The organism is Bacillus sp. KS1 (assembly GCF_020075515.1).
GTDB lineage: Bacteria > Bacillota > Bacilli > Bacillales > Bacillaceae > Bacillus > Bacillus velezensis.
In genome coordinates this window covers 39,424-59,411 of sequence record NZ_JACAWW010000018.1, presented here as the reverse complement: position 1 = coordinate 59,411, position 19,988 = coordinate 39,424, and the positions used below count along the sequence as shown (strand labels likewise).

Sequence of the window (19,988 nt, the reverse complement as noted above, 5' to 3'; positions counted from 1 at the left end):
TAAGAATGATTTAAAGTTAAATATTGAAAAATTTTGTTAATATTATAATACATTGTTTGGAAATGTAATCATTTTATAAGGAGTTTTCTAATTGCGTTGGAGTAAATGGTTCAATATTTTTTGCATAGCAGCATTGGGATCAATATATGGCTATAAATTGTTTACTAACCAAGAAGTCAGTACGGCTCGTTTGATCATAGCTGCTGCAATTATCTTGTGGAACATTGTGGGACTTTTTAGCAAAGAACCAGTAAAACAAACACAGCAAGCAAACTAAAAGTCAAAAACACAAAAAGTTGGTACAGAAGGATGCTGCAGCGCGCAGCATCCTTTTTACGCTGCTTATTATAATCGTCAAAATCATTCAAGCATCCAGAATCTGTTTGTATCGATAAATCAAAATTGCCCTAAAATGTGCCGGTTCATCATAATACCAGTCCAAGCTGCAGTTATTTCTTTACATAGTATGTATAGATTAAAAAATGAGAGAAGGAGTGGCGTAATGTATTATAACGAAGGTGAAGATCAACAGTACGTTCAGAAGAAAAAGCCATACAACGAAGCCTGTGACCTTGGCCATGATTTTGATATGGCGGACGACGAAGCAAGAGCGGAAGCAGCAAGAGAAGCAGAAGCGAGAGCCAGAGCGGAAGAGGCAATAGCAAGAGCGGAAGAAGCAAGAGCCAGAGCAGCAGAAGCGGCAAGAGCAACAGCAGAAGCAAAGGTAAAAGCGGCAAAATTAGCAGCAAAAGCGAAATGTAAAAAACATCATAAGAAAGAGAAAAAACAGGATTGCAAACGTAAGCACAAGAAGAAAAAATAAGAGCTTTTCATCATGTGTATTGATGTTATCCGTACAGGGGTGCAAAAACGATAAAGAATAAGATTCTTGTCGGGGAATCAAGCAGAAAGATTGCTCAGCCGGTGTCTCAGCAGAACCACGAATGGCAGGGCAAACATAATTTTCTATGGACTTCCATAGTTTGGTCGGGATATCACACCCAATAAATGTAAGTTCCTATCATGATAAAAAAGGCAGGAGAGACAAGAGTTTCGGCAGCTTGCCGCTCTTGTCTTTTTTTTGTTTTTATATCATCTTCGCATATATGTATCTATTTTTAAATTTGCAGAACATCTGTCTAAGAATTTGTCCAATTCCTACATATACTGGTATCGGAATCAAATGCTTATTGGGAGTGAAATAGATGGGATCAGCACAGTTAACGGGACGCGTCATCTTCAAAGGGGACCCCGGCTATACAGAGGCGGTTAAGAATTGGAACCCTTATGTTGATGTCTGTCCGCTTGTCTTTGTTTTTGCACAAAATTCATACGATGTAAGTAATGCTATTAAATGGGCTCGTGAGAAGAATGTGCCTATGCGTGTCAGAAGCGGCCGCCATGCTCTGGATAAAAATCTTTCCACGGTAAGTGATGGGATTGTTATTGATGTGAGCGACATGAATAAAGTTTTCTTAGATGAAAAAAACGCGGTAGCAACCGTTCAAACCGGCATTCACGTCGGCCCGCTTGTAAAAGGTTTAGCTCGGGAAGGTTTTATGGCCCCGTTCGGAGACAGTCCAACCGTCGGAATCGGAGGAATCACAATGGGAGGCGGATTTGGAGTGCTCTCCCGATCGATCGGCCTGATAAGCGATAACCTTCTCGCACTGAAAATGGTAGATGCCAAAGGCAGGATTATTCAAGCAAATCAATCCCGCAATGAAGATTTACTGTGGGCTTCCAGAGGCGGCGGGGGAGGCAATTTCGGATATAACACGCAATATACGTTCAAAGTTCACCGTGCCCCTAAAACCGCAACCGTCTTTAATATTATTTGGCCGTGGGAACAGTTAGAAACTGTATTTAAAGCGTGGCAAAAATGGGCGCCGTTTACAGACGAACGATTAGGATGCTACCTTGAGATTTACAGCAAAGTAAATGGCTTGTGCCATGTGGAAGGATTGTTCCTCGGTTCAAAACCAGAGCTGGTTCAATTATTAAAACCTTTATTAAATGCCGGAACGCCGGCACAAACAGTAATCAAAACACTATACTACCCGGATTGTATAGATTTCTTAGATCCTGACGAACCGATTCCCGGCAGATCGGATCAGAGTGTTAAATTCTCCTCGGCGTGGGCGCTCAATCTTTGGCCGGAAGAACCTATTGCAGTAATGAGACAATTTTTAGAAAAAGCGACCGGGACAGAAACCAATTTCTTTTTTATCAATTGGGGCGGCGCGATAAGCAGAGTTCCAAGCAGTGAAACAGCCTTCTATTGGCGCCGGCCATTGTTTTATACGGAATGGACGGCCAGTTGGAAAAATAAATCACAAGAAGCTTCGAATCTTGCATCAGTTGAAAGAGTGCGTCAGCTGATGAAACCATATGTAACAGGTTCATATGTGAATGTTCCGGATCAAAATATCGAGAACTTCGGAAAAGCATATTATGGCTCAAACTTTGCAAGGCTTCAAAGAATAAAGGCGAAATACGATCCCGAAAATGTATTCCGTTTTCCGCAAAGCATCCCGCCATCGTATAAATAGTTTGATCGTTTTGGGAAACAAAATAAAATGCTGCGTTTGCATTCTGTTGGAACACACCAGAACATTCAGGTGTGTTTTTATTGTTGCTTTCATTTCTGAAATGTGGTTATTCACTTATACCCCAGTGCGGATTCCAAACGATTTCCCATAAGTGTCCATCGGGGTCTTGGAAGTGACCGGCATATCCGCCCCAAAGAGTATCATGAGCGGGATCAGTTATCGTCGCTCCTGCCGTTATGACTTTATCGACTTCAGCTTTACTGCTGACGTTATGTCCTCATGTAAATTCCGCAGTACTTGGAGCAGTGAACGTAATGTTTGATTCATGTGCGATGTTTTTGCGGTCCCAAAGGGCAAGTTTCAGTCCCGTTTGCAAGTCAAAAAAAGCAGCTGCGCCATGTTCAAATTGTGTACAGGCTATTCCTTCTGTAGGCAGACCCAAGCCATCCCGATAGAAGTGCAGCGATTTTTCTAAATTAAAGTAATTACTGTAATCCGCGGCTTCATAGCAATCATTGATTAAGAGCAATATAAAGTATTGGACATTTTCATCGAAAATATTTTGACATTTCAGTAAAGAACCTATATATTCATATATGAGCACATAATCATATAAGGTTATTTTGTCCATGTTAGAATGCTTCATAACAGAAAAGAAATAATAAATGCAGTGTATGAGATAAGGAGGAGATTTTTATGGGGCACAATCACAATCACGCTGGCGGATCCAATAAGAAGGTTTTATTGATCTCTTTTATCGTGATTACAGGTTATATGATAATAGAAGCGATAGGCGGATTTTTAACCAATAGTTTAGCGCTTTTATCAGATGCAGGCCATATGCTGAGTGATTCAATCTCATTAATGGTTGCTCTGATTGCTTTTAAATTGGCCGAAAAAAAGGCAAGTCATCATAAGACATTCGGCTACAAACGATTTGAGATTCTTGCAGCTGTGATAAACGGTGTTGCATTAATATTGATTTCCCTTTATATCATTTATGAAGCAATCAAACGTTTCTCTCATCCGCCAGAGGTAGCAACAACCGGCATGCTGACGATTAGTATCATCGGGTTAGCTGTAAATATATTGGTCGCTTGGATTATGCTGAACGGCGGAGATACAAAGAATAACCTGAACATAAGAGGGGCTTACTTACATGTGATAAGTGACATGCTCGGATCTGTAGGTGCCATACTGGCTGCGATCCTTATCATCTTCTTCGGGTGGAGCTGGGCAGATCCAGCGGCCAGTGTCATTGTGTCTATTCTTGTTCTGAGAAGCGGTTACCATGTGACGAAAGACTCCATCCACGTATTAATGGAAGGAACTCCGGAAAATATCGATGTCACTGACATCATTCATACAATTGAAGAGACAGAAGGAATTCAAAGCATTCATGATTTGCACATATGGTCTATCACAAGCGGATTGAATGCTCTTTCCTGCCACGCTGTTGTTAACGATCAACTGACCATTTCAGAAAGCGAAAGTATTTTACGCAAAATTGAACATGAACTTGGAGATAAAGGCATTACACATGTAACCATTCAAATGGAAACAGCAGCGCATAATCACGACAATACGATTCTTTGTCAGGCCCAAACTGAGAATCCGCGTGACCATCATCATCATTAATAGGGGTTCACTTTGTCTGCTGACAATTAAGCTAAAACCGCGGGGGGATTCATATGTACGACACGATAGTAATCGGAGCTGGTCAGGCAGGAATCTCAGTAGGATATTATCTAAAGAAGTCGAAACAAAAGTTTATCATTTTGGATAAAAGTCATGAAGTGGGAGAAATCTGGAAAAACCGGTATGACTCATTGGTTTTATTTACTTCTCGAATGTACAGCTCTTTGCCTGGAATGCAGCTTGAAGGAGACAAGCATGGACTCCCTTCAAAAAATGAAATTGCTGCTTATTTGAAAAAATATGTTGAAAGATTTGAAATCCCGATCCAATTACGAACAGAAGTAATAAGTGTCCAAAAATTAAAGAACTATTTCTTAATAAGAACAAGCCGGGAAGAATATCAAACGAAGAATCTTGTGATGGCCGCAGGTCCTTTTCATACCCCTAACATTCCATCAATATCAAGGGATGTAGCCGATCATATTCATCAATTACATTCTTCACAATATAAACATTCAAAACAACTGGCGCCTGGGAATGTACTGGTAGTCGGCGGCGGGAATAGCGGGGCTCAGATAGCTGTTGAATTATCCAAAGAAAGAGTTACATATTTGGCTTGCAGTAATAAACCGGTTTATTTCCCTTTATGGATTGGAAAAAGAAGCATCTTTTGGTGGTTTGATAAATTAGGAGTTTTACATGCAAGTCATACATCAATATTAGGCAAGTTCATTCAAAAGAAAGGCGACCCCATCTTTGGGTATGAATTAAAACATGCAATAAGACAGAAAAAGATCATCTTAAAACAAAGAGTCATAGCCGGAAAGCAAAATGAAATCATTTTTAAAGACTCATCTTCATTAGAAGTAAACAATATCATTTGGGCAACTGGTTTTAAGAATCCGCTTTGTTGGATGAAAATAGAAGGTGTTTTGGATAAGGAAGGCCGAATTATACATCACCGGGGTGTTTCAGCTGTGGAAGGATTGTACTTTATTGGTTTGCCTTGGCAGCATAGGCGAGGTTCAGCGCTGCTTCAAGGTGTAGGAAATGATGCTGAATACATTGTAAAACAAATGAACGGTGGATAGACTGAGGAGAGCAGTAACTTATGGGTTTACTGCTCTTTTTTGTGTTGAATAAGTCCGGTTATGTGACTGTGTAAAGCCGAAATAATCTTTTGGCTTAATTAATAAGAAGATCCCTGACTCATTGATTGTGCAACATTCTGACGTACTTCCCGAGCTAACTGCGCGGCACGTAAGGAAGCCTGCCAAATAGCCGGACTCACTGCAGATTGACTGATAGATAATGCCTGTTGTGTAGCTGGAACCATTGGTCTTAGGAGATTTTCCGCCTCGTCTACAGATGACGCGTATTGGTGACCGGCTGCTCTTCGCAGGTCTGCTATCGCTGCGGGGAAATTTGACCATAGACGAAGTATTGAATTCATGCAGCCAATCATAAGAGGAAAATGAGGAGCCCGGCCTTGTCCGGAGGCGAGAAGCTCTGCCGCGCCTAAAGCGGAATAAACGTGATAGCTCAACGGAGTAAGGTATTTCGCGTGTACAATATGAAGTTCTCGTAATCCCCAAGTGTCTGGAAGAAATCTGAATTCTGAACTCATACCGCATCCCAGAGCGAGTGCTCTGCTGACAGCCTGCAAGTGTTTCACTACCGCAGCCATTGATTGTTGAAAGGAGGATGAGTGTATTGGAATTTGTTGAATCGCAGATAAATGGCTTCGCATTTTATGATTTGCCTGACTTAAATCAGGCTGCTGTCTGTAATCATATACATAATACGGATAATAATAATACATATCTAAACTCCCTTTATGAATGACTTTTAGGAGCAGGATATGCACCCAGATTGTTTTTGATAAGGGCATGTGCCTAAATTATCCATCAGTGCAACTATTTTAGTTCGCGCATATTCAGTTTGAACTAAATGGATTCACATGGAGCGCGTGCTTCACTCCTCGTTCAGACTCACTAATTTAATTCTTTCAAGCAAAAGTCGAAATAGCCCAAATAACAAGCCAGAAAACACACTATCTCTTGGTTGTCTGGACTGGTGAGTGCATACCCCGGGCAGGTTCAAGTTTCTCGGCTGCATCAGTGTTATCAAGAGTTGCAGACCTTTGGTATTTTTTATGCAAACGGATTTTGTGGCCAAAACGTTTCTGCTAACTTAAGTCTTTTAGGCTGAACAAGGGAATTCCTTAGTGTGGCACACTCTCATTACAAAAAGCATAGGATAATATCACAAAAATTTAAAATTGCGGGGATGAAAAATGTATTATATACCTTTTTCGCATCAATGTTATTATTGTGTGAATGTACCGATGTATAGCGATGGAAGATCTGTTTATTGGACTGTTCCAAATAACTATGATCCTTCATACGAAGATAGAAACCTTCTCTTGAAAGATTATGGACCAAAACCATTTGTCGTGAATATCAATAAAGCCGCAAAACAAAACAATACGTTCCGTACGGCCCTATGGACAGGAGAGCATTTCCAAATTACTTTGATGAGTCTTGGTATTGGAGAAGATATCGGTTTGGAGATCCATCCTCACGTAGATCAATTCTTACGGATTGAGCAAGGCCGAGGGATAGTTAAAATGGGCAAGAGTAAAAATAATTTAAGTTTCCGAAGAAATGTCTATGATGATTATGCCATTGTTGTCCCTGCCGGCACTTGGCACAATGTTATTAATACGGGTAATACGCCGTTAAAACTATATTCAATTTATGCTCCTCCCAACCATCCGTTCGGTACAGTTCATGTGACAAAGGCCGATGCAGCGGCTGCGGAAGATTAGTATAGGATTCCAGAGGGCTTTGCTGCTGCAAAGACTATAGAAAAAATGGTATTGGGACAGCATGATGAAATGGCTGAAACACAAAATATTAACGTTTCAGCTTGTCATAGTGCAGTTGATGCGATGCTTTATTCCACAACTTTTCAACAGCAAATGTGGTTTTTTGTCTGACCATTTTAATTGATTGGCAGTCAGTGAAAATAAACAATCCGCAGGGAATTTGCAGTGAATTCCTTTTTTATCCTGATAAGGCGGATAGGCGGATGTAATGTCAAGGTTTCTGTTTCTCTTCAAACCATTTGCTGATACGACTTCACGGAAGAAAATGACACGCTTTATTATGATTCATTCATCAATTGACTTCATATTATTTCATTTGATAACATAAAATGGTTATCGCGATTTTAAAAAAAGATACCCGTTTTTATAAAAAAAGGAGTCAAAAACGTTGCTGAAAAGGTTTTTTCTTGTTTTTCTTACGCTGATAATGTCTATATTTGCTGTATTTGCGGCTGCTGAAGAGTCTCCCGGCGATCGTGTCATTTCTTTTGACGAGCCTATGATTTTATTGATCTCACTCGGGATCATCTTATGTTTGTTCATTCCGCCATTCGTCATGTCCTTTTTTGGCAGCTTGGTTGTGAGAATCATATCCGGAGTCTATCAATGTTTTATCGTCCTCACGTTTGCGGGGCTCATTCCGATTGGATTTCTGATTCCCAATGGCTTTTTGACAATTCTTGCTGCCGTACTGGGGACTTTGGTCAGTTCAGCCAGTGTTGCGGCCACCTTATTCGTTGGCAGGACAGAGAACACAAGTAAACTTTCATAAGCGGTTTTGACAACAATAACACGCGTTCCAAAAACACCAAGTGTCACAGACCCTTGGTGTTTTTTAATTCCGGCAGAAAAGAAGGTATAATGGGCGGGGAAGAGGTGTCAGCCAATGAAAATAACCAGAGAGACATTAGAAAAACAGCAAATTTGGATATATGGTGTGACTCTTGTGATCGGAGGAATAGCGGGGATCGCCGGGAAAGATTCAGGACTTCGCTGGGGATGGACGATATCACCGCTTATCGCTGTTCTCATGTATGCCATGTTTGCCCAAATCCCATTCTTGAAGCTGAGGGAAGCCATGTCAAACCTCAAGTTTATGGCGGCTTTGCTGATCGGTAATTTCTTAGCTGTACCTGTTGTTGTATGGGGATTAACCGCCATTTTTCCTCAATCTCCTCCTATATTATTAGGGGTTTGTTTGGTATTGCTTACACCTTGTATTGATTACGTCATCGTCTTTACTCAGCTCGGCAAAGGAAATGAGAGATTAATACTGGCTTCCACGCCGGTTTTGTTCGCCGTTCAGATGGTATTGCTTCCGTTATACCTGTGGCTGTTTATCGGGAAAGAAGTGATAGGGGCTGTTCATGCGGGACCGTTTCTGGAAGCATTCTTATTGTTAATAGCAGTGCCGTTGCTGGCGGCGGTGATGACTCAATTATGGGCTGATAAGAAGCCGGCGGGAGAAAAGGTGTTGGAATGGACGGCGTGGCTGCCTGTTCCTTTTATGGCTCTGGTCTTACTGGCGGTCGTCGCCACACAAATCGGCAAGGTCATCAGTGATGCTGACATCATTATACGTGTGATCCCAATCTATCTGTTATTCCTGCTCATTATGCCGTTTGTTTCCCGGTTTATCGCATATGTATTCCGTCTGGATACAGGCGAAGGAAGAGCATTGATCTTCAGCACGGGCACAAGAAATTCTCTCGCAGTCCTTCCGTTAGCACTGGCCTTGCCGGATGCTTGGGCCTCATTAGCCGCAGCTGTTATCGTCACACAGACGATCGTTGAATTGATAGGCGAGTTGATTTATATAAAAGCGGTGCCCGGGTGGCTGCTGAAATAAAAAATAATCTAAACATAAAAAAACATACCAACAAATATTGGTATGTTTTTTATGTCGTTTATAAAGTTGAAATATCAATGACGAAACGGTAGCGGACATCGCTTTGGAGAACCCGTTCGTACGCTTCGTCGACTTGATTGGCGGGTATCACTTCAATTTTAGGAGCAATGCCGTGCTCGGCGGCGAAATCAAGCATCTCCTGAGTCTGCGGAATACCGCCGACGAGTGAACCCGCAATGCTGCGGCGGCCCGTGATTAAGGAGAATACACTGTATGAGTCCGGCTTAGCTGGCGCTCCCACATTTACCAATGTACCGTCAATTCGAAGCAGAGATAAGTAGGCATCTACGTCAAGGTTCGCGGATACTGTATTTAAAATAAGATCAAATCGTCCGGCCAGCTCAGTAAATGTATCCGGATCGCTTGTTGCAAAGTAGTGATCGGCTCCAAATTCAAGTGCTTCGTCTTTTTTGTTCATTGAGCGGCTGAGGACGGTGACCTCTGCGCCTAAAGCGTGCGCGAATTGAACGGCTAAATGTCCGAGCCCGCCCATTCCGACAATCGCCACTTTTTTGCCGGGGCCGGCATTCCAGTGTTTCAGCGGAGAATACGTGGTAATGCCCGCGCACAATAGCGGGCTGGCAGCATCCAAATCCAGCTGATCCGGAATCCGGACAACGAATCTGTCAGTGACAACTATTTTCTGGCTGTAGCCGCCGTACGTAGGGTTTCCGTCGTAGTCCAGGTTATTATAAGTTTGAACAACGCCTTTTGTGCAATATTGTTCGTCTCCGTTAAGGCAGTATTCACATTCCCCGCAGGAGTCTACAAAACAGCCGACACCCACACGGTCGCCGACGGCAAATGTGGTGACTTCTTCACCCACGGCTTCCACAACTCCGGCAATTTCGTGCCCGGGAACCATCGGAAAGATTCCGCCGCCCCATTCATCGAATGCGCTGTGGATGTCTGAGTGACAAATCCCGCTGTACTTAATATCAATCAGGATATCGTGCGGCCGTAATGCTCTTCTCTCAATCGTCGTCCGCTCAAATTTAGCTTTTGCATGCGGAGCGCTTAATACACGAGTTGGATGATTATTACACATGGTTATCTTCCTTTCCAAGATAAAGTGATGAATCCTCTGTTCGATTTTACTTTAAATGTTAAAGCGGACTTTAAGTCAAGGAGTTTGGTTTATTTTTTTATGAAATGATATTCTATAATGGCACGCTTATGAAAGGTTTGAAGGACGGGTGATAAGAATATGAAGATTGCGCAGGCTGCAAAGCAGGTTGAGTTATCCGCCGCAACACTTAGGTATTATGAAAGTATAGGACTGATTCCTCCGGTAAAACGCGATGAAAGCGGCATCCGCGATTATGATGAAGATGATGTGAATTGGATTCAATTTATAAAATGCATGAGAAGTGCCGGGCTGTCGATAGAGGCGCTGATTGAATATACCGCTTTATTTATTGAAGGAGCCGATCATACGATTGAACCGCGAAAAAACATCCTTATAAATGAAAGGAAAAGGCTGACGGAGAAACAGAGGGAAATTAATGAAACCATAAAACGATTAAACAGGAAGATTGAGGATTACGAAGATATCCTTGAAAATGAAGCGAAACTTAAAAACAGATTGAAAGCTGAATGTATTTCTGAATGAAGAGAAGGTGTCCCGGACGCCGGGCCGCATGAAATGTACCAAGGGAAACGAGCCTTGGTTTTTTTTATTTTCTAAAGAGAGGAAACAAAACAGCTTTTTCTATCTTATCAATCTTTACTTATCCTTTTTTTCAGCTTGACTTTTTTACTGCAGACTTTTAAAGTGTGAAATGTTGCTTAGACTGTGATTAGCGACTTTAATGCTGAAAAGAGGTGGTTTACCCAGATGAACAATAAAAAGAACCCGTGGGCGTTATTGCCTTTAGTCTTATTCGTAGGGCTTTTTGTCGGCTCTGGTCTGGTGACCGGAGATTTTTATAAATTGCCGATCTTGATTGCCGCGATCATTGCGTCAGCTTTTGCGCTGTTATTTAACCGGAAGAAATCGCTCAATCAAAAAATAGAATGGTTCGCTTCCGGTGCGGGACATCCTGATATTATCATTATGGTTATGATTTTTATATTGGCAGGTGCCTTTGCTTCAGCGGCTGAAGCGATGGGGGCGGTGCATTCAACTGTCAATCTTGCTTTGAGCTTTATCCCGCAGCAGTTTTTGCTGCCGGGGCTGTTTATCATTGCTTGTTTTATTTCTATATCGATGGGAACATCAATGGGCACGATTGCGGCGGTTGCGCCGATCAGCGCGGGTTTGAGCGGCGAGCTTGGCATCTCCGCCGCGATTCCGATTGCGGCTGTGGTCGGCGGAGCTATGTTCGGAGATAATCTTTCTTTTATTTCCGATACGACCATTGCGGCAGTCCGGACGCAAAAAACACAAATGAGGGATAAATTCAAAACGAACTTTCTGATTGTTTTGCCCGCTGCCATTGTGACTGTTATTATCTTATTTTTTATTCCGGCAGGCCACGCCGTCCATACGGGAACTGCATCTTACAGCTGGATTAAGGTGCTTCCTTATATCGCCGTGTTGGTTTTTGCGTTAATCGGTATTAATGTGATGGCTGTCATATTCGGCGGATTGATTTTGACGGGAATCATAGGGTTAGCGTGCGGCAGCCTGACGTTTGATTCTTATTTTAAGGCGATTACGGATGGAATTGCCGGAATGAGCGATCTGATCATCCTGTCCATGCTGATCGGCGGGATGGTCGGCGTGATGAAACAAAACGGCGGGATCGACTTTTTACTGGAGTTCATCACGAAACGAATCCGTTCGAAAAAAGGAGCCGAAGCCGGCATTGCCGGACTGGTCAGTGTGACGAATCTGGCTGCGGCCAATAATACGATCTCGATTATCGCAGCCGGGCCGATTGCAAAGAATATTGCTGATAAATTCAACATCGACAACAGAAAATCGGCAAGTATTCTGGATATCTTTTCGTGCATGATACAAGGATTGATTCCTTACGGCGCGCAGCTGTTATCAGCCGGGAAATTCGGGAATATTTCACCCGTCAGCATTCTGCCATACTCTTTCTATCCCGTTTTAATCGGAATCTGCGGCATCGCCGCCATCATATTTGGACTGCCGAAATTCACAAGAAATACGAAATAAAAAAAGGCGCCGTTCGGCGCCTTTTTTCTTTCATGACAGCCAAGCATTTCTCAAAAGCTGTACGCCCTGTGTGATCTGATCCGTATCGAGATGGGCGAAACCTAGCTTTATGATCGGCGGTTCGGGTTTTTCGGCAACGAAATAAACGGCGGTAGGATATACCTTCACTCCGTACTGAAAAGCGCGTTCGATTAATGTTTCTTCTGTATAATTCAGGTGAACTCTCACCAATATATACAATCCCGACTGCTCGCCGATGATCGTCACATGATCGCCGAACTGCTGCTTGATATGTGAAGTCAAGTGCTGCATCTTACGCTTGTAGACAATGCGCATGCGCTTAATATGGCGGGTCCATTCACCGGCCTTCATCAATTCAGCCATGGTCAGCTGGTTAAGCGAAGAAGCGGTGCTTTCGAAATGAATAAACCGTTTTTTATACCGGTGCAAAAGGCGCTGCGGCAAAACCATATAGCTTATGCGGATGCCCGGAAGAAAGGATTTTGAGAAATTCCCTAAATAAATCACCCGGTCTGATTGAATTGAAGCAAGAGCGGGAAACGGCTGCTGTGTATAACGGAATTCACTGTCATAATCATCCTCAAGAATATAACCCTCTCTATGATTCACCCAATTAATCAGAGTTTGGCGCTGCTGAATGGACATGCTTACGCCGTAAGGGCTGTGATGGGATGGGGTCACATAGATTAATTTTTCCTTCATTGCATGTAATTGAGAAAAATCAGCTCCGTTTTCATAGACAGGCATCGTTTCCAGAGAAAGCCCGTGAAATTGAAATGCCGCTCTGGCACCGTCAAATCCCGGGTCTTCAACGATCATTCCCGAAAAATCCTCTTTCAGAATCCGGCTGAGATATATCAGCATCTGCTGCGTGCTGCTGCCGATGATAATGGAATTCGCATCTGTTTTCACTCCGCGGGATTCCAAGAGATAAGCGGCAATTTGTTCACGCAGGTCTCTCTCGCCGAACGGTTCACCGTACAGGAAGCTTTTCTCTGATATCAAAACTTGATTGTATAATTTTCTCCATGTTTTCAGAGGAAAATGCTTTTGATCGACGGCTCCGGCGCGAAAGTCAATCAAGACTGGCTGAGTTGATTCGGTTTTCTCTGCGTGAACAATATCGTTTTCTTTTTGAAATATAGAAGGTTCTACTTCATTTGCAAAATAACCTTTGCGTGTTTCTCCGCGAATGTATCCCTCCGCTAAAAGAAGATCATAAGCCATCAGCGTTGTATTACGGCTTACCCGCAGGGAATCTGCCAGCTCCCGAATCGAAGGCAGCCGCTCATCTGCCTGAATATTTCCCTGCTCAATCAATGTTTTAAATTGCTCGTAAATTTGTTTGTATTTCGGGGTGTCGCTTCCGAAAGCGAAAATCATATTTTTCATCAGATGTTCTCCTCTGACATGTATATTTATTCAAAACTGTATCTTTTTAAATGTCAGTTGATACCTTATTATAGCGGAAAGCGCTTTATCAATCCATGTTCAGAGAGGAGAGTTTTGTATGTATATTCCGGCTCCATTTCAGCTGAGTGAAGCTGAAGCGTGTGATGTAATCAAAGAGTATGGTTTCGCAGCATTGTTTTCAACGGCGGGAGACATGCCGTATGCAACCCACCTGCCATTGATGATGAGTAAGAATAACGAATGCTTATACGGTCACTTTGCATTGCCGAACCCCCAATGGAAAGAGATTGATGGCCAAAACGTGTTAGCCGTTTTTCAAGGGCCTCATTGTTATATCTCGCCTAAATGGTATGAGACGAATCAGGCTGTTCCCACATGGAATTATGTGGCGGTTCATGTTTACGGAGAAGCGGAGCTTTTGGATGAGGAAGAAACCGTGCAGTCGATGAGTGATCTCGTATTGAAATACGAAAGCCCCGACAGCCCGTACAAATTAGAGGATGTCGATGCGAAATTGCTGGCAGGCATGAACAAAGGGGTAAAAGGCTTTAAAATCAAAATCAGCAAAATAGAGGGGAAAGCAAAGCTAAGTCAAAATCATTCAGCTGCAAGACAAGGGCTGGTCGTACAACAGCTCAAACAGATTCCTCATACAAACGAACAGCTCATTTCCGGCTTGATGGAAGAAAACATCAAACGGATCACTGCGAACAACTGACAAGCATATTAAAAACATACCGGCAGCATACGGTATGTTTTTTCAGGTTATGAAGCTTTTCTCAGGATGAATAACGACTCAAACAGCACATAAATCAACGGCGCTATTAAAATGAAGAAAGAATGAAAAATAGCATACGGTATGAGTAAGTAAACGATAAGTTTCAATAGAATGGTAGACGGTTTATTGAATGTCCAGCGGTTCTTCAAGATATCAGTCATACAAGCTAAAACAAGGCCGACCGTCAAATATCCGGCTGCTATGTACAGATAAATAAAAAGGTAAAACGGGTAAGAAGACAACGGCGGTGTGTCCTCTTGTGTCATTTTTAAACTCACGTAAAAGACTAATAAAAAGCAAACGGACGAAACGAGAGCTAACAAAAGGTGTTTATATAAATACTTCTTCATGTGTTCACCTGCCTATGGCGCAATTATTTCTTAACATATTATGACATGGTTTTACCGCTGCTGAAAGAATTGGAAGTCCGGCTATATGAGCGGGGCGTAAAGAATCAATATCATCTTTTCATGAATCCGGATTTTTTGTTCGGATGGATGTAAAGAAGAATACACCAAAAAAAGCTGTCAGCTTGGTCCTGACGGCTTATTTTTGGGGAAAGGCTTATTTCTCCGTGGTGAAATAAAGCAATGCTATGACCGGAAAAGCGATTCCAATCCATAATGTGATACTCCACCCGCCTGAGGCGTATGCCCATCCTCCGATTGATGATCCTGCAGCGCCGCCCAGAAAGAAGATTGCCATGAATAATCCGTTTAATCGGCTGCGGAATTCAGGTGCCAACGAAAAAATGGCACGCTGACTGAGTACGAGATTGGCAGATACCCCCATATCCAACAGGATAGCTGCGGCCACCAGAACTGCTATTCCGACGGGGGAGCTGCTCTGAATCATGAGCGGGAGTAATAAAGAAACGATGACAACACCGAGAGCGATTCCGGTGGCAAGCCGGGTCAAGCCGCGATCAGCCAGACGGCCGCCTATCGGTGCAGCCGCTGCACCCGCAATGCCCGCTAATGCATACAGCGCGATTGCCTTTTGAGAAAAATGAAAAGCAGGACCGGACAATAATAAAGGTACAGTCGTCCAGAACAAGCTGAAAGCTCCAAATACAAACGCATGATAAATGGCACGGCGGCGTAGGACCGGAGTCGTGCGCAGCAGCTTCCACATTGAACCGAGTAAGACGGTGTAGCTTGTGTTTGCTGTTGGTTTTCTGGCAGGAAGCACTTTTGATAAGACGATTGCCAGGACAACACTTAACGCGGCGGATAAAGCAAATATGGCATTCCACCCCCATATATCAGCGACCAGACTGGATATCGGACGGGAAAGCATAATGCCGAGCAGCAGGCCGCTCATCACATTGCCGACAACCCGGCCGCGTGCGGCGTCTGGTGCAAGGTATGATGCGAACGGGACTAGCACTTGGGCTGCAATTGATCCCAGTCCGATGAAAAACGCAGCGGCTAAAAACAGTGTTCCATGCTTTGCAAATGCTGTCAGTGTCAAAGCGGCTGCGCTTAGAAGGAGCGATACAACGACAAGTTTTTTGTTTTCGATAATGTCTCCCAAAGGGACGAGAAACAGTAAGCCGGCAACGTATCCGATTTGAGTCAGCGTGACAATCAATCCGGCGCTGCTTGGAGAAAGCCCGATTGCCGCACTGATGAATCCTGCCAAGGGCTGTGCATAATAAAGATTAGCGACAATGATACCGCATGCCGTTGCGAGAAGAAGGGTTAAACCAGGTGAAATTCCCTGATCTGCTGTTTGTTTGGTTTCTTTAGCCATATGAATGAACTCCTTTTTAAGTGGTTTTTATAATGCTTGATAAATGATTTGCTGATTCATCTCCTTTACGCAGCGGCTTTTGGAGTCTGCATTTCAACAAGACTTCCCTCAAGTAATTTTGTAAACTAAACGTTTAGTTTTTTGTTATAAGCAAATAATATACTAAACGTTCAGTTTTGTAAATGGGTTTCTGTTTTCTGTTTTCTTTTTTTATACAGGTTAAGTATACTGAACGTATCGTTTATAATTCGGGAAGGAATGATTCATGTGCAGAGTAAACGAGGACGGCCGCGCGATGAAGGAACACATAAGGCAATTCTTTCTGCAGCGTATGACCTATTGTTGGAAAATGGCTTTGACGCGGTGACAGTCGATAAAATTGCTGAGCGTGCCAAAGTGAGTAAGGCAACGATTTATAAATGGTGGTCAAACAAGGCTGCCGTTATCATGGACAGCTTTCTTTCGACCGCTACGGACAGATTGCCTGTGCCCGATACAGGATCAACAGTGCAAGATATATTGACCCACGCCACGAATTTAGCAAGGTTTTTGACGAGCCGGGAAGGAACCGTTATTAAGGAATTAATCGGTGCGGGGCAGCTGGATGCAAAATTGGCGGAAGAATATCGCACGCGATTTTTCCAGCCCCGCCGCCTCCAAGCGAAAGGCCTTCTGGAAAAGGGAATTCAAAAAGGTGAATTAAGAGAGAATCTTGATATTGACGTTAGCATCGATCTCATTTACGGACCGATTTTCTATCGCCTGTTGATCACAGGTGATGAGGTGAATGATTCTTATGTGCATGATCTGGTGATGAGTGCGTTTAAGGGAGTTCAGCCTGCCTGAAAAATACCCGGATCATGTGAAAGAGATGCAGACTTTTGCTGCCTATGGGCGGAATATAATGAAAAGGCCGAACAAGTTCATTGTTCGGCCTTTTCTGATTGACTTGCGAACCGCCGGGCGGCCGCCACGCAAGCGATAACGCCGGCATTCACCGCCGCAAGTTCCCATCCTGCTTTTTCATGGAGAATCATGGCGGCCAGTAACAGTCCGAAGAAAGGCTGCAGAAGCTGCAGCTGTCCGACCGCGGCGATGCCTCCCTGGGCGAGTCCGCGATACCAGAATACGAAGCCGATCAGCATGCTGAATATTGAGACATATGCAAGACTGAGCAGTGCGGGCGCGCCGATGTTTGACCATGAGTCCGGCATGAAGCAGAAAGACAGGACGAACATAAGGGGAAGCGATAAAACGAGTGCCCAAGAGATCACCTGCCAGTTGCCAAGCCGCCGGGAGAGGCGGGCGCCTTCGGCATAACCGAGACCGCACACGATAATAGAAGCGATCATGTACGTATCACCGAGCGGAGAGGATTCTCCTCCTTGCAGCAGAGCATATCCGGCTACGAGGATGCTGCCGGCAGCCGAGAAAATCCAAAAGACCGGCCTGGGCCGTTCGCCTCCTCGCAGTACGCCGAAGATCGCCGTCGCAAGCGGAAGAAGCCCGATGTAGACAATGGCATGAGCGGATGTGACATGCTGAAGCGCTAATGCTGTAAGCAGCGGGAAACCGATCACGACGCCCAGCGCTACTGTTATTAGTGAAATGATGTCGCTTTTGGCAGGGCGTTTCTCCTGAAAAATGAGGAGCAGAGCGCCTGCCAATATACCGGCTATCGCGGCGCGGCATACGGTGAGAAATACCGGGTCAAATTCCGCTACAGCCAAGCGGGTCGCGGGAAGCGAGCCGCTGAAAATGAGCACGCCGATAAATCCGTTAATCCAGCCGTTTGCGGCTTTATTCATTCCAATCACTCCAATATATATTTCTAAACCCATTTTCAAAGTTTATAATGACTATAAACTGAAATTGACCTTATACAAATGGCCAGTTTTTATAAAAAGAAGAATGCCAGTTTGGAGGGAGTAAAAATGGATATCACGCCATTTTTAAATAGAGATCTGGATATTCCGCTTTATCAGCAGCTTTATCGGCATTTTAAGGAAAATATGCATCAGGGCCGTCTTCCTAAAGGACTGAAGCTTCCTTCAAAAAGGCTTTTGTCAAGTCAGCTTTCCGTCAGTCAGACGACTGTGGAGCGTGCCTATGAACAGCTTGCCGCCGAAGGCTATATTGTCAGTAAGCCGAGAAGCGGATGGTTTGCCGATTATGACTCGGACGCCGTCTATGTGAAAAAGCCGGGCGCTTCGCCTGTTCAAACAAAGGCGAAGGAAGACCGCCATTGGATTGATTTTCACTACGGCACTGTGGATGCCGCTCATTTTCCTTTTTCGGCATGGCGCAAAAGCATGGTTGCAAGCTTAGATCAATACGGGCATGAGCTTTATCGGCCCGGGGATGATTTGGGCGAGCTTGAACTGAGAACGCTCATTTCGGAGTACTTATATCAGTCGCGCGGGGTGAATTGCCGTCCCGAACAAGTGATAGTCGGCGCCGGGAACCCTGCTCTTTTGCAAATGCTGTGCAACATATTTAAAGCAAATCTATCCATCGGATATGAAGATCCGGGTTATCCGAGAGCGAGGGAGATTTTTAAAGCCAATCACATGAAGATCATTCCGATACCCGTCGATGATGAAGGAGTCTGTATCCGGAAGCTGAATGAAGAGCGGCCGCGTCTTGTATATGTCACGCCTTCTCATCAATTTACGTTAGGAACGATTATGCCGGTAAACAGAAGGATTCAGCTGCTGAAATGGGCGAAGGAACATCAATCGTACATTATAGAAGATGATTATGACGGAGAATTTCGATACACCGGCCAGCCGATCCCATCATTGCAGGGGCTTGATCAGCATCACCGTGTGATTTATATGGGAACGTTTTCCCAATCTCTGCTTCCTTCGCTGCGCATCAGCTATATGATTCTTCCATTGCCGCTTATCGAAAAAGGCAGGGGAATCGCTTCTTTATATAAACAAACCGTCTCCTGCCACAGTCAGCTGACGCTGGCTCAATTTATTAAAAGCGGAGAGTGGCAGAAACATATTAACAGAATGAGAAAGCTGTACCGGAAAAAAAGAGCGGTATTATTAGAGGCCGTGCGGCGCGAGCTGGGACAATACGTCAGGATTCGCGGAGAAAATTCCGGGCTGCGGATTTTACTTGACGTTCATCTGCCTTTCAGCGAAAAAGAGCTGATTGGAAAGGCGGAGGAACAAGGCGTCAAAATCTATCCCGTGTCTCTTACCTATCAAAAACAGGTCCCTGAAAAAACAGTTTCCCTCGGATTCGCGGGGGTTTCTGAAACCGATATACAAGAAGGCATAAAAAAACTGAGAGCTGCCTGGGCGCTGTAAAAGGCAGCTCTCAATTTGAAATACTGAAGCTTGAGTCAGGGGTGCTGTCTCAGCAGCAAAACGATTTATAGGACGGGCAGGCGGAGCGCAGTATCAATATTTTGCAAATTGAGACGGACTTGTTCATTTGTGTTCCACGGGTGATACCAGCCTTTTTCCATCATATAGCGTGAGATTTGCTCGTGCATGTCAAGGGCTTCTTCTAAGTGCCGGGTGAGGATCGCTTTCACTTCAGGCGTTCCGGCTTCCGTCGCCGCCATCGCATAGTTTCTGACACCGCTTTTTGCCGAATTCAATAAATCCATTGCGACAATTTGGTCTGTCAGCGCATTCATTCCCGTCAAGTATTCAATAATCGGATTCATTCGTCATTCATCTCCTCATTCATGCTGTGCATCAGATAAAATTGAGGCAAATTCCTGCAATTGCCTTGTTGATGTATCCACATCCTGCTGCATGATTTCTTTCAGCTGCGGATCGGATACGAGCGCTTTCATGGTTTTAGATTTCGTCAGACAAAGTGACTTAAAAGAAGCCATCTCCTGAATTTCGAGTAATTCATGTAAGGCGCTGGTCATTTCT

At 43.9% G+C, this 19,988-nt stretch carries 21 protein-coding genes and 1 pseudogene; 13 read left to right on the top strand and 9 right to left on the bottom strand.

Going from position 1 to position 19,988, the window contains the following annotated elements; all coding sequences use genetic code 11:
* Nucleotides 1-91: 91 nt before the first annotated feature.
* The 3 genes from HWY38_RS12785 to HWY38_RS12775 all read left to right on the top strand — a co-directional run bounded on the left by HWY38_RS12785 (nucleotide 92) and on the right by HWY38_RS12775 (nucleotide 2,552).
* The gene (locus HWY38_RS12785; protein WP_017419203.1) at nucleotides 92-277 is read left to right on the top strand and encodes a hypothetical protein; all 186 of its coding nucleotides are present in this window, start codon (nucleotides 92-94) and stop codon (nucleotides 275-277) included.
* Nucleotides 278-502: 225 nt separating this feature from the next.
* Nucleotides 503-823 carry a hypothetical protein gene (locus tag HWY38_RS12780; RefSeq protein WP_224181972.1) on the top strand — a complete coding sequence of 107 codons (321 nt, stop codon included), beginning with the start codon at nucleotides 503-505 and terminating at the stop codon, nucleotides 821-823.
* 382 nt (nucleotides 824-1,205) lie between these two features.
* On the top strand, nucleotides 1,206-2,552 hold the full coding sequence (locus HWY38_RS12775; protein WP_007609656.1) for an FAD-binding oxidoreductase: 1,347 nt from the start codon (nucleotides 1,206-1,208) through the stop codon (nucleotides 2,550-2,552).
* Between the two features lie 106 nt (nucleotides 2,553-2,658).
* Here the strand turns inward: HWY38_RS12775 and HWY38_RS12770 are convergent.
* Nucleotides 2,659-3,059 (bottom strand): annotated as a pseudogene (locus HWY38_RS12770) (VOC family protein).
* Nucleotides 3,060-3,248: 189 nt separating this feature from the next.
* Between HWY38_RS12770 and HWY38_RS12765 the strand changes: the two are divergent.
* Together HWY38_RS12765 and HWY38_RS12760 are read left to right on the top strand one after the other, a co-directional pair.
* Nucleotides 3,249-4,190 (top strand): cation diffusion facilitator family transporter, encoded by a 942-nt coding sequence (locus HWY38_RS12765; RefSeq protein WP_224181971.1) that lies wholly within the window; start codon nucleotides 3,249-3,251, stop codon nucleotides 4,188-4,190.
* A 53-nt stretch (nucleotides 4,191-4,243) separates the two neighbouring features.
* Nucleotides 4,244-5,281, top strand: a complete 1,038-nt coding sequence (locus tag HWY38_RS12760) for a flavin-containing monooxygenase (protein WP_224181970.1) — start codon at nucleotides 4,244-4,246, stop codon at nucleotides 5,279-5,281.
* Between the two features lie 98 nt (nucleotides 5,282-5,379).
* On the opposite strand, the gene HWY38_RS12755 is transcribed toward HWY38_RS12760, so the two are convergent.
* Entirely contained in the window at nucleotides 5,380-6,012 is a 633-nt protein-coding gene (locus HWY38_RS12755; protein WP_224181969.1) for a hypothetical protein, read from the bottom strand.
* A gap of 474 nt (nucleotides 6,013-6,486) precedes the next feature.
* Between HWY38_RS12755 and HWY38_RS12750 the strand changes: the two genes are divergently transcribed.
* The 3 genes from HWY38_RS12750 (at nucleotide 6,487) to HWY38_RS12740 (ending at nucleotide 8,929) form a co-directional block, all read left to right on the top strand.
* Nucleotides 6,487-7,020, top strand: coding sequence for a cupin domain-containing protein (locus tag HWY38_RS12750; RefSeq protein ID WP_044802987.1), 534 nt, complete (start codon nucleotides 6,487-6,489; stop codon nucleotides 7,018-7,020).
* Nucleotides 7,021-7,468: 448 nt separating this feature from the next.
* The gene (locus tag HWY38_RS12745) at nucleotides 7,469-7,852 is read left to right on the top strand and encodes a hypothetical protein (protein ID WP_108654910.1); all 384 of its coding nucleotides are present in this window, start codon (nucleotides 7,469-7,471) and stop codon (nucleotides 7,850-7,852) included.
* Nucleotides 7,853-7,966: 114 nt separating this feature from the next.
* Complete coding sequence (locus HWY38_RS12740; protein ID WP_224181968.1) at nucleotides 7,967-8,929, top strand: arsenic resistance protein; 963 nt, start codon at nucleotides 7,967-7,969, stop codon at nucleotides 8,927-8,929.
* Between the two features lie 58 nt (nucleotides 8,930-8,987).
* On the opposite strand, the gene HWY38_RS12735 is transcribed toward HWY38_RS12740, so the two are convergent.
* Nucleotides 8,988-10,037, bottom strand: a complete 1,050-nt coding sequence (locus HWY38_RS12735) for an NAD(P)-dependent alcohol dehydrogenase (protein ID WP_007609682.1) — start codon at nucleotides 10,035-10,037, stop codon at nucleotides 8,988-8,990.
* Nucleotides 10,038-10,196: 159 nt separating this feature from the next.
* Between HWY38_RS12735 and HWY38_RS12730 the strand changes: the two genes are divergently transcribed.
* Nucleotides 10,197-10,601 (top strand): MerR family transcriptional regulator, encoded by a 405-nt coding sequence (locus HWY38_RS12730; RefSeq protein WP_224181967.1) that lies wholly within the window; start codon nucleotides 10,197-10,199, stop codon nucleotides 10,599-10,601.
* Between the two features lie 225 nt (nucleotides 10,602-10,826).
* Complete coding sequence (locus HWY38_RS12725) at nucleotides 10,827-12,116, top strand: Na+/H+ antiporter NhaC family protein (protein WP_101670048.1); 1,290 nt, start codon at nucleotides 10,827-10,829, stop codon at nucleotides 12,114-12,116.
* Between the two features lie 30 nt (nucleotides 12,117-12,146).
* Here HWY38_RS12725 and HWY38_RS12720 read toward each other — a convergent pair whose 3' ends face one another.
* Complete coding sequence (locus HWY38_RS12720) at nucleotides 12,147-13,529, bottom strand: PLP-dependent aminotransferase family protein (protein ID WP_224181966.1); 1,383 nt, start codon at nucleotides 13,527-13,529, stop codon at nucleotides 12,147-12,149.
* Between the two features lie 118 nt (nucleotides 13,530-13,647).
* Here HWY38_RS12720 and HWY38_RS12715 point away from each other — a divergent pair, with 118 nt between their 5' ends.
* Nucleotides 13,648-14,268 (top strand): FMN-binding negative transcriptional regulator, encoded by a 621-nt coding sequence (locus HWY38_RS12715; RefSeq protein ID WP_224181965.1) that lies wholly within the window; start codon nucleotides 13,648-13,650, stop codon nucleotides 14,266-14,268.
* A gap of 47 nt (nucleotides 14,269-14,315) precedes the next feature.
* On the opposite strand, the gene HWY38_RS19195 is transcribed toward HWY38_RS12715, so the two are convergent.
* Together HWY38_RS19195 and HWY38_RS12710 are read right to left on the bottom strand one after the other, a co-directional pair.
* On the bottom strand, nucleotides 14,316-14,678 hold the full coding sequence (locus HWY38_RS19195) for a hypothetical protein (protein WP_317986221.1): 363 nt from the start codon (nucleotides 14,676-14,678) through the stop codon (nucleotides 14,316-14,318).
* A gap of 214 nt (nucleotides 14,679-14,892) precedes the next feature.
* Nucleotides 14,893-16,083, bottom strand: a complete 1,191-nt coding sequence (locus HWY38_RS12710) for an MFS transporter (protein ID WP_130571567.1) — start codon at nucleotides 16,081-16,083, stop codon at nucleotides 14,893-14,895.
* 267 nt (nucleotides 16,084-16,350) lie between these two features.
* On the opposite strand from HWY38_RS12710, the gene HWY38_RS12705 reads away from it, so the two are divergent.
* Complete coding sequence (locus HWY38_RS12705) at nucleotides 16,351-16,929, top strand: TetR/AcrR family transcriptional regulator (protein ID WP_021495037.1); 579 nt, start codon at nucleotides 16,351-16,353, stop codon at nucleotides 16,927-16,929.
* A 77-nt stretch (nucleotides 16,930-17,006) separates the two neighbouring features.
* Here the strand turns inward: HWY38_RS12705 and HWY38_RS12700 are convergent, their stop codons facing one another.
* Nucleotides 17,007-17,891, bottom strand: a complete 885-nt coding sequence (locus HWY38_RS12700; RefSeq protein ID WP_224181964.1) for a DMT family transporter — start codon at nucleotides 17,889-17,891, stop codon at nucleotides 17,007-17,009.
* A gap of 126 nt (nucleotides 17,892-18,017) precedes the next feature.
* Here HWY38_RS12700 and HWY38_RS12695 point away from each other — a divergent pair, with 126 nt between their 5' ends.
* Nucleotides 18,018-19,406, top strand: coding sequence for a PLP-dependent aminotransferase family protein (locus HWY38_RS12695; RefSeq protein WP_224181963.1), 1,389 nt, complete (start codon nucleotides 18,018-18,020; stop codon nucleotides 19,404-19,406).
* A gap of 65 nt (nucleotides 19,407-19,471) precedes the next feature.
* Here the strand turns inward: HWY38_RS12695 and HWY38_RS12690 are convergent, their stop codons facing one another.
* On the bottom strand, nucleotides 19,472-19,771 hold the full coding sequence (locus HWY38_RS12690) for a spore coat protein (protein WP_014417026.1): 300 nt from the start codon (nucleotides 19,769-19,771) through the stop codon (nucleotides 19,472-19,474).
* 15 nt (nucleotides 19,772-19,786) lie between these two features.
* Nucleotides 19,787-19,984: a hypothetical protein gene (locus HWY38_RS12685; protein ID WP_029974162.1), complete on the bottom strand. Its 198-nt coding sequence runs from the start codon at nucleotides 19,982-19,984 to the stop codon at nucleotides 19,787-19,789.
* Between the last annotated feature and the right edge of the window lie 4 nt (nucleotides 19,985-19,988).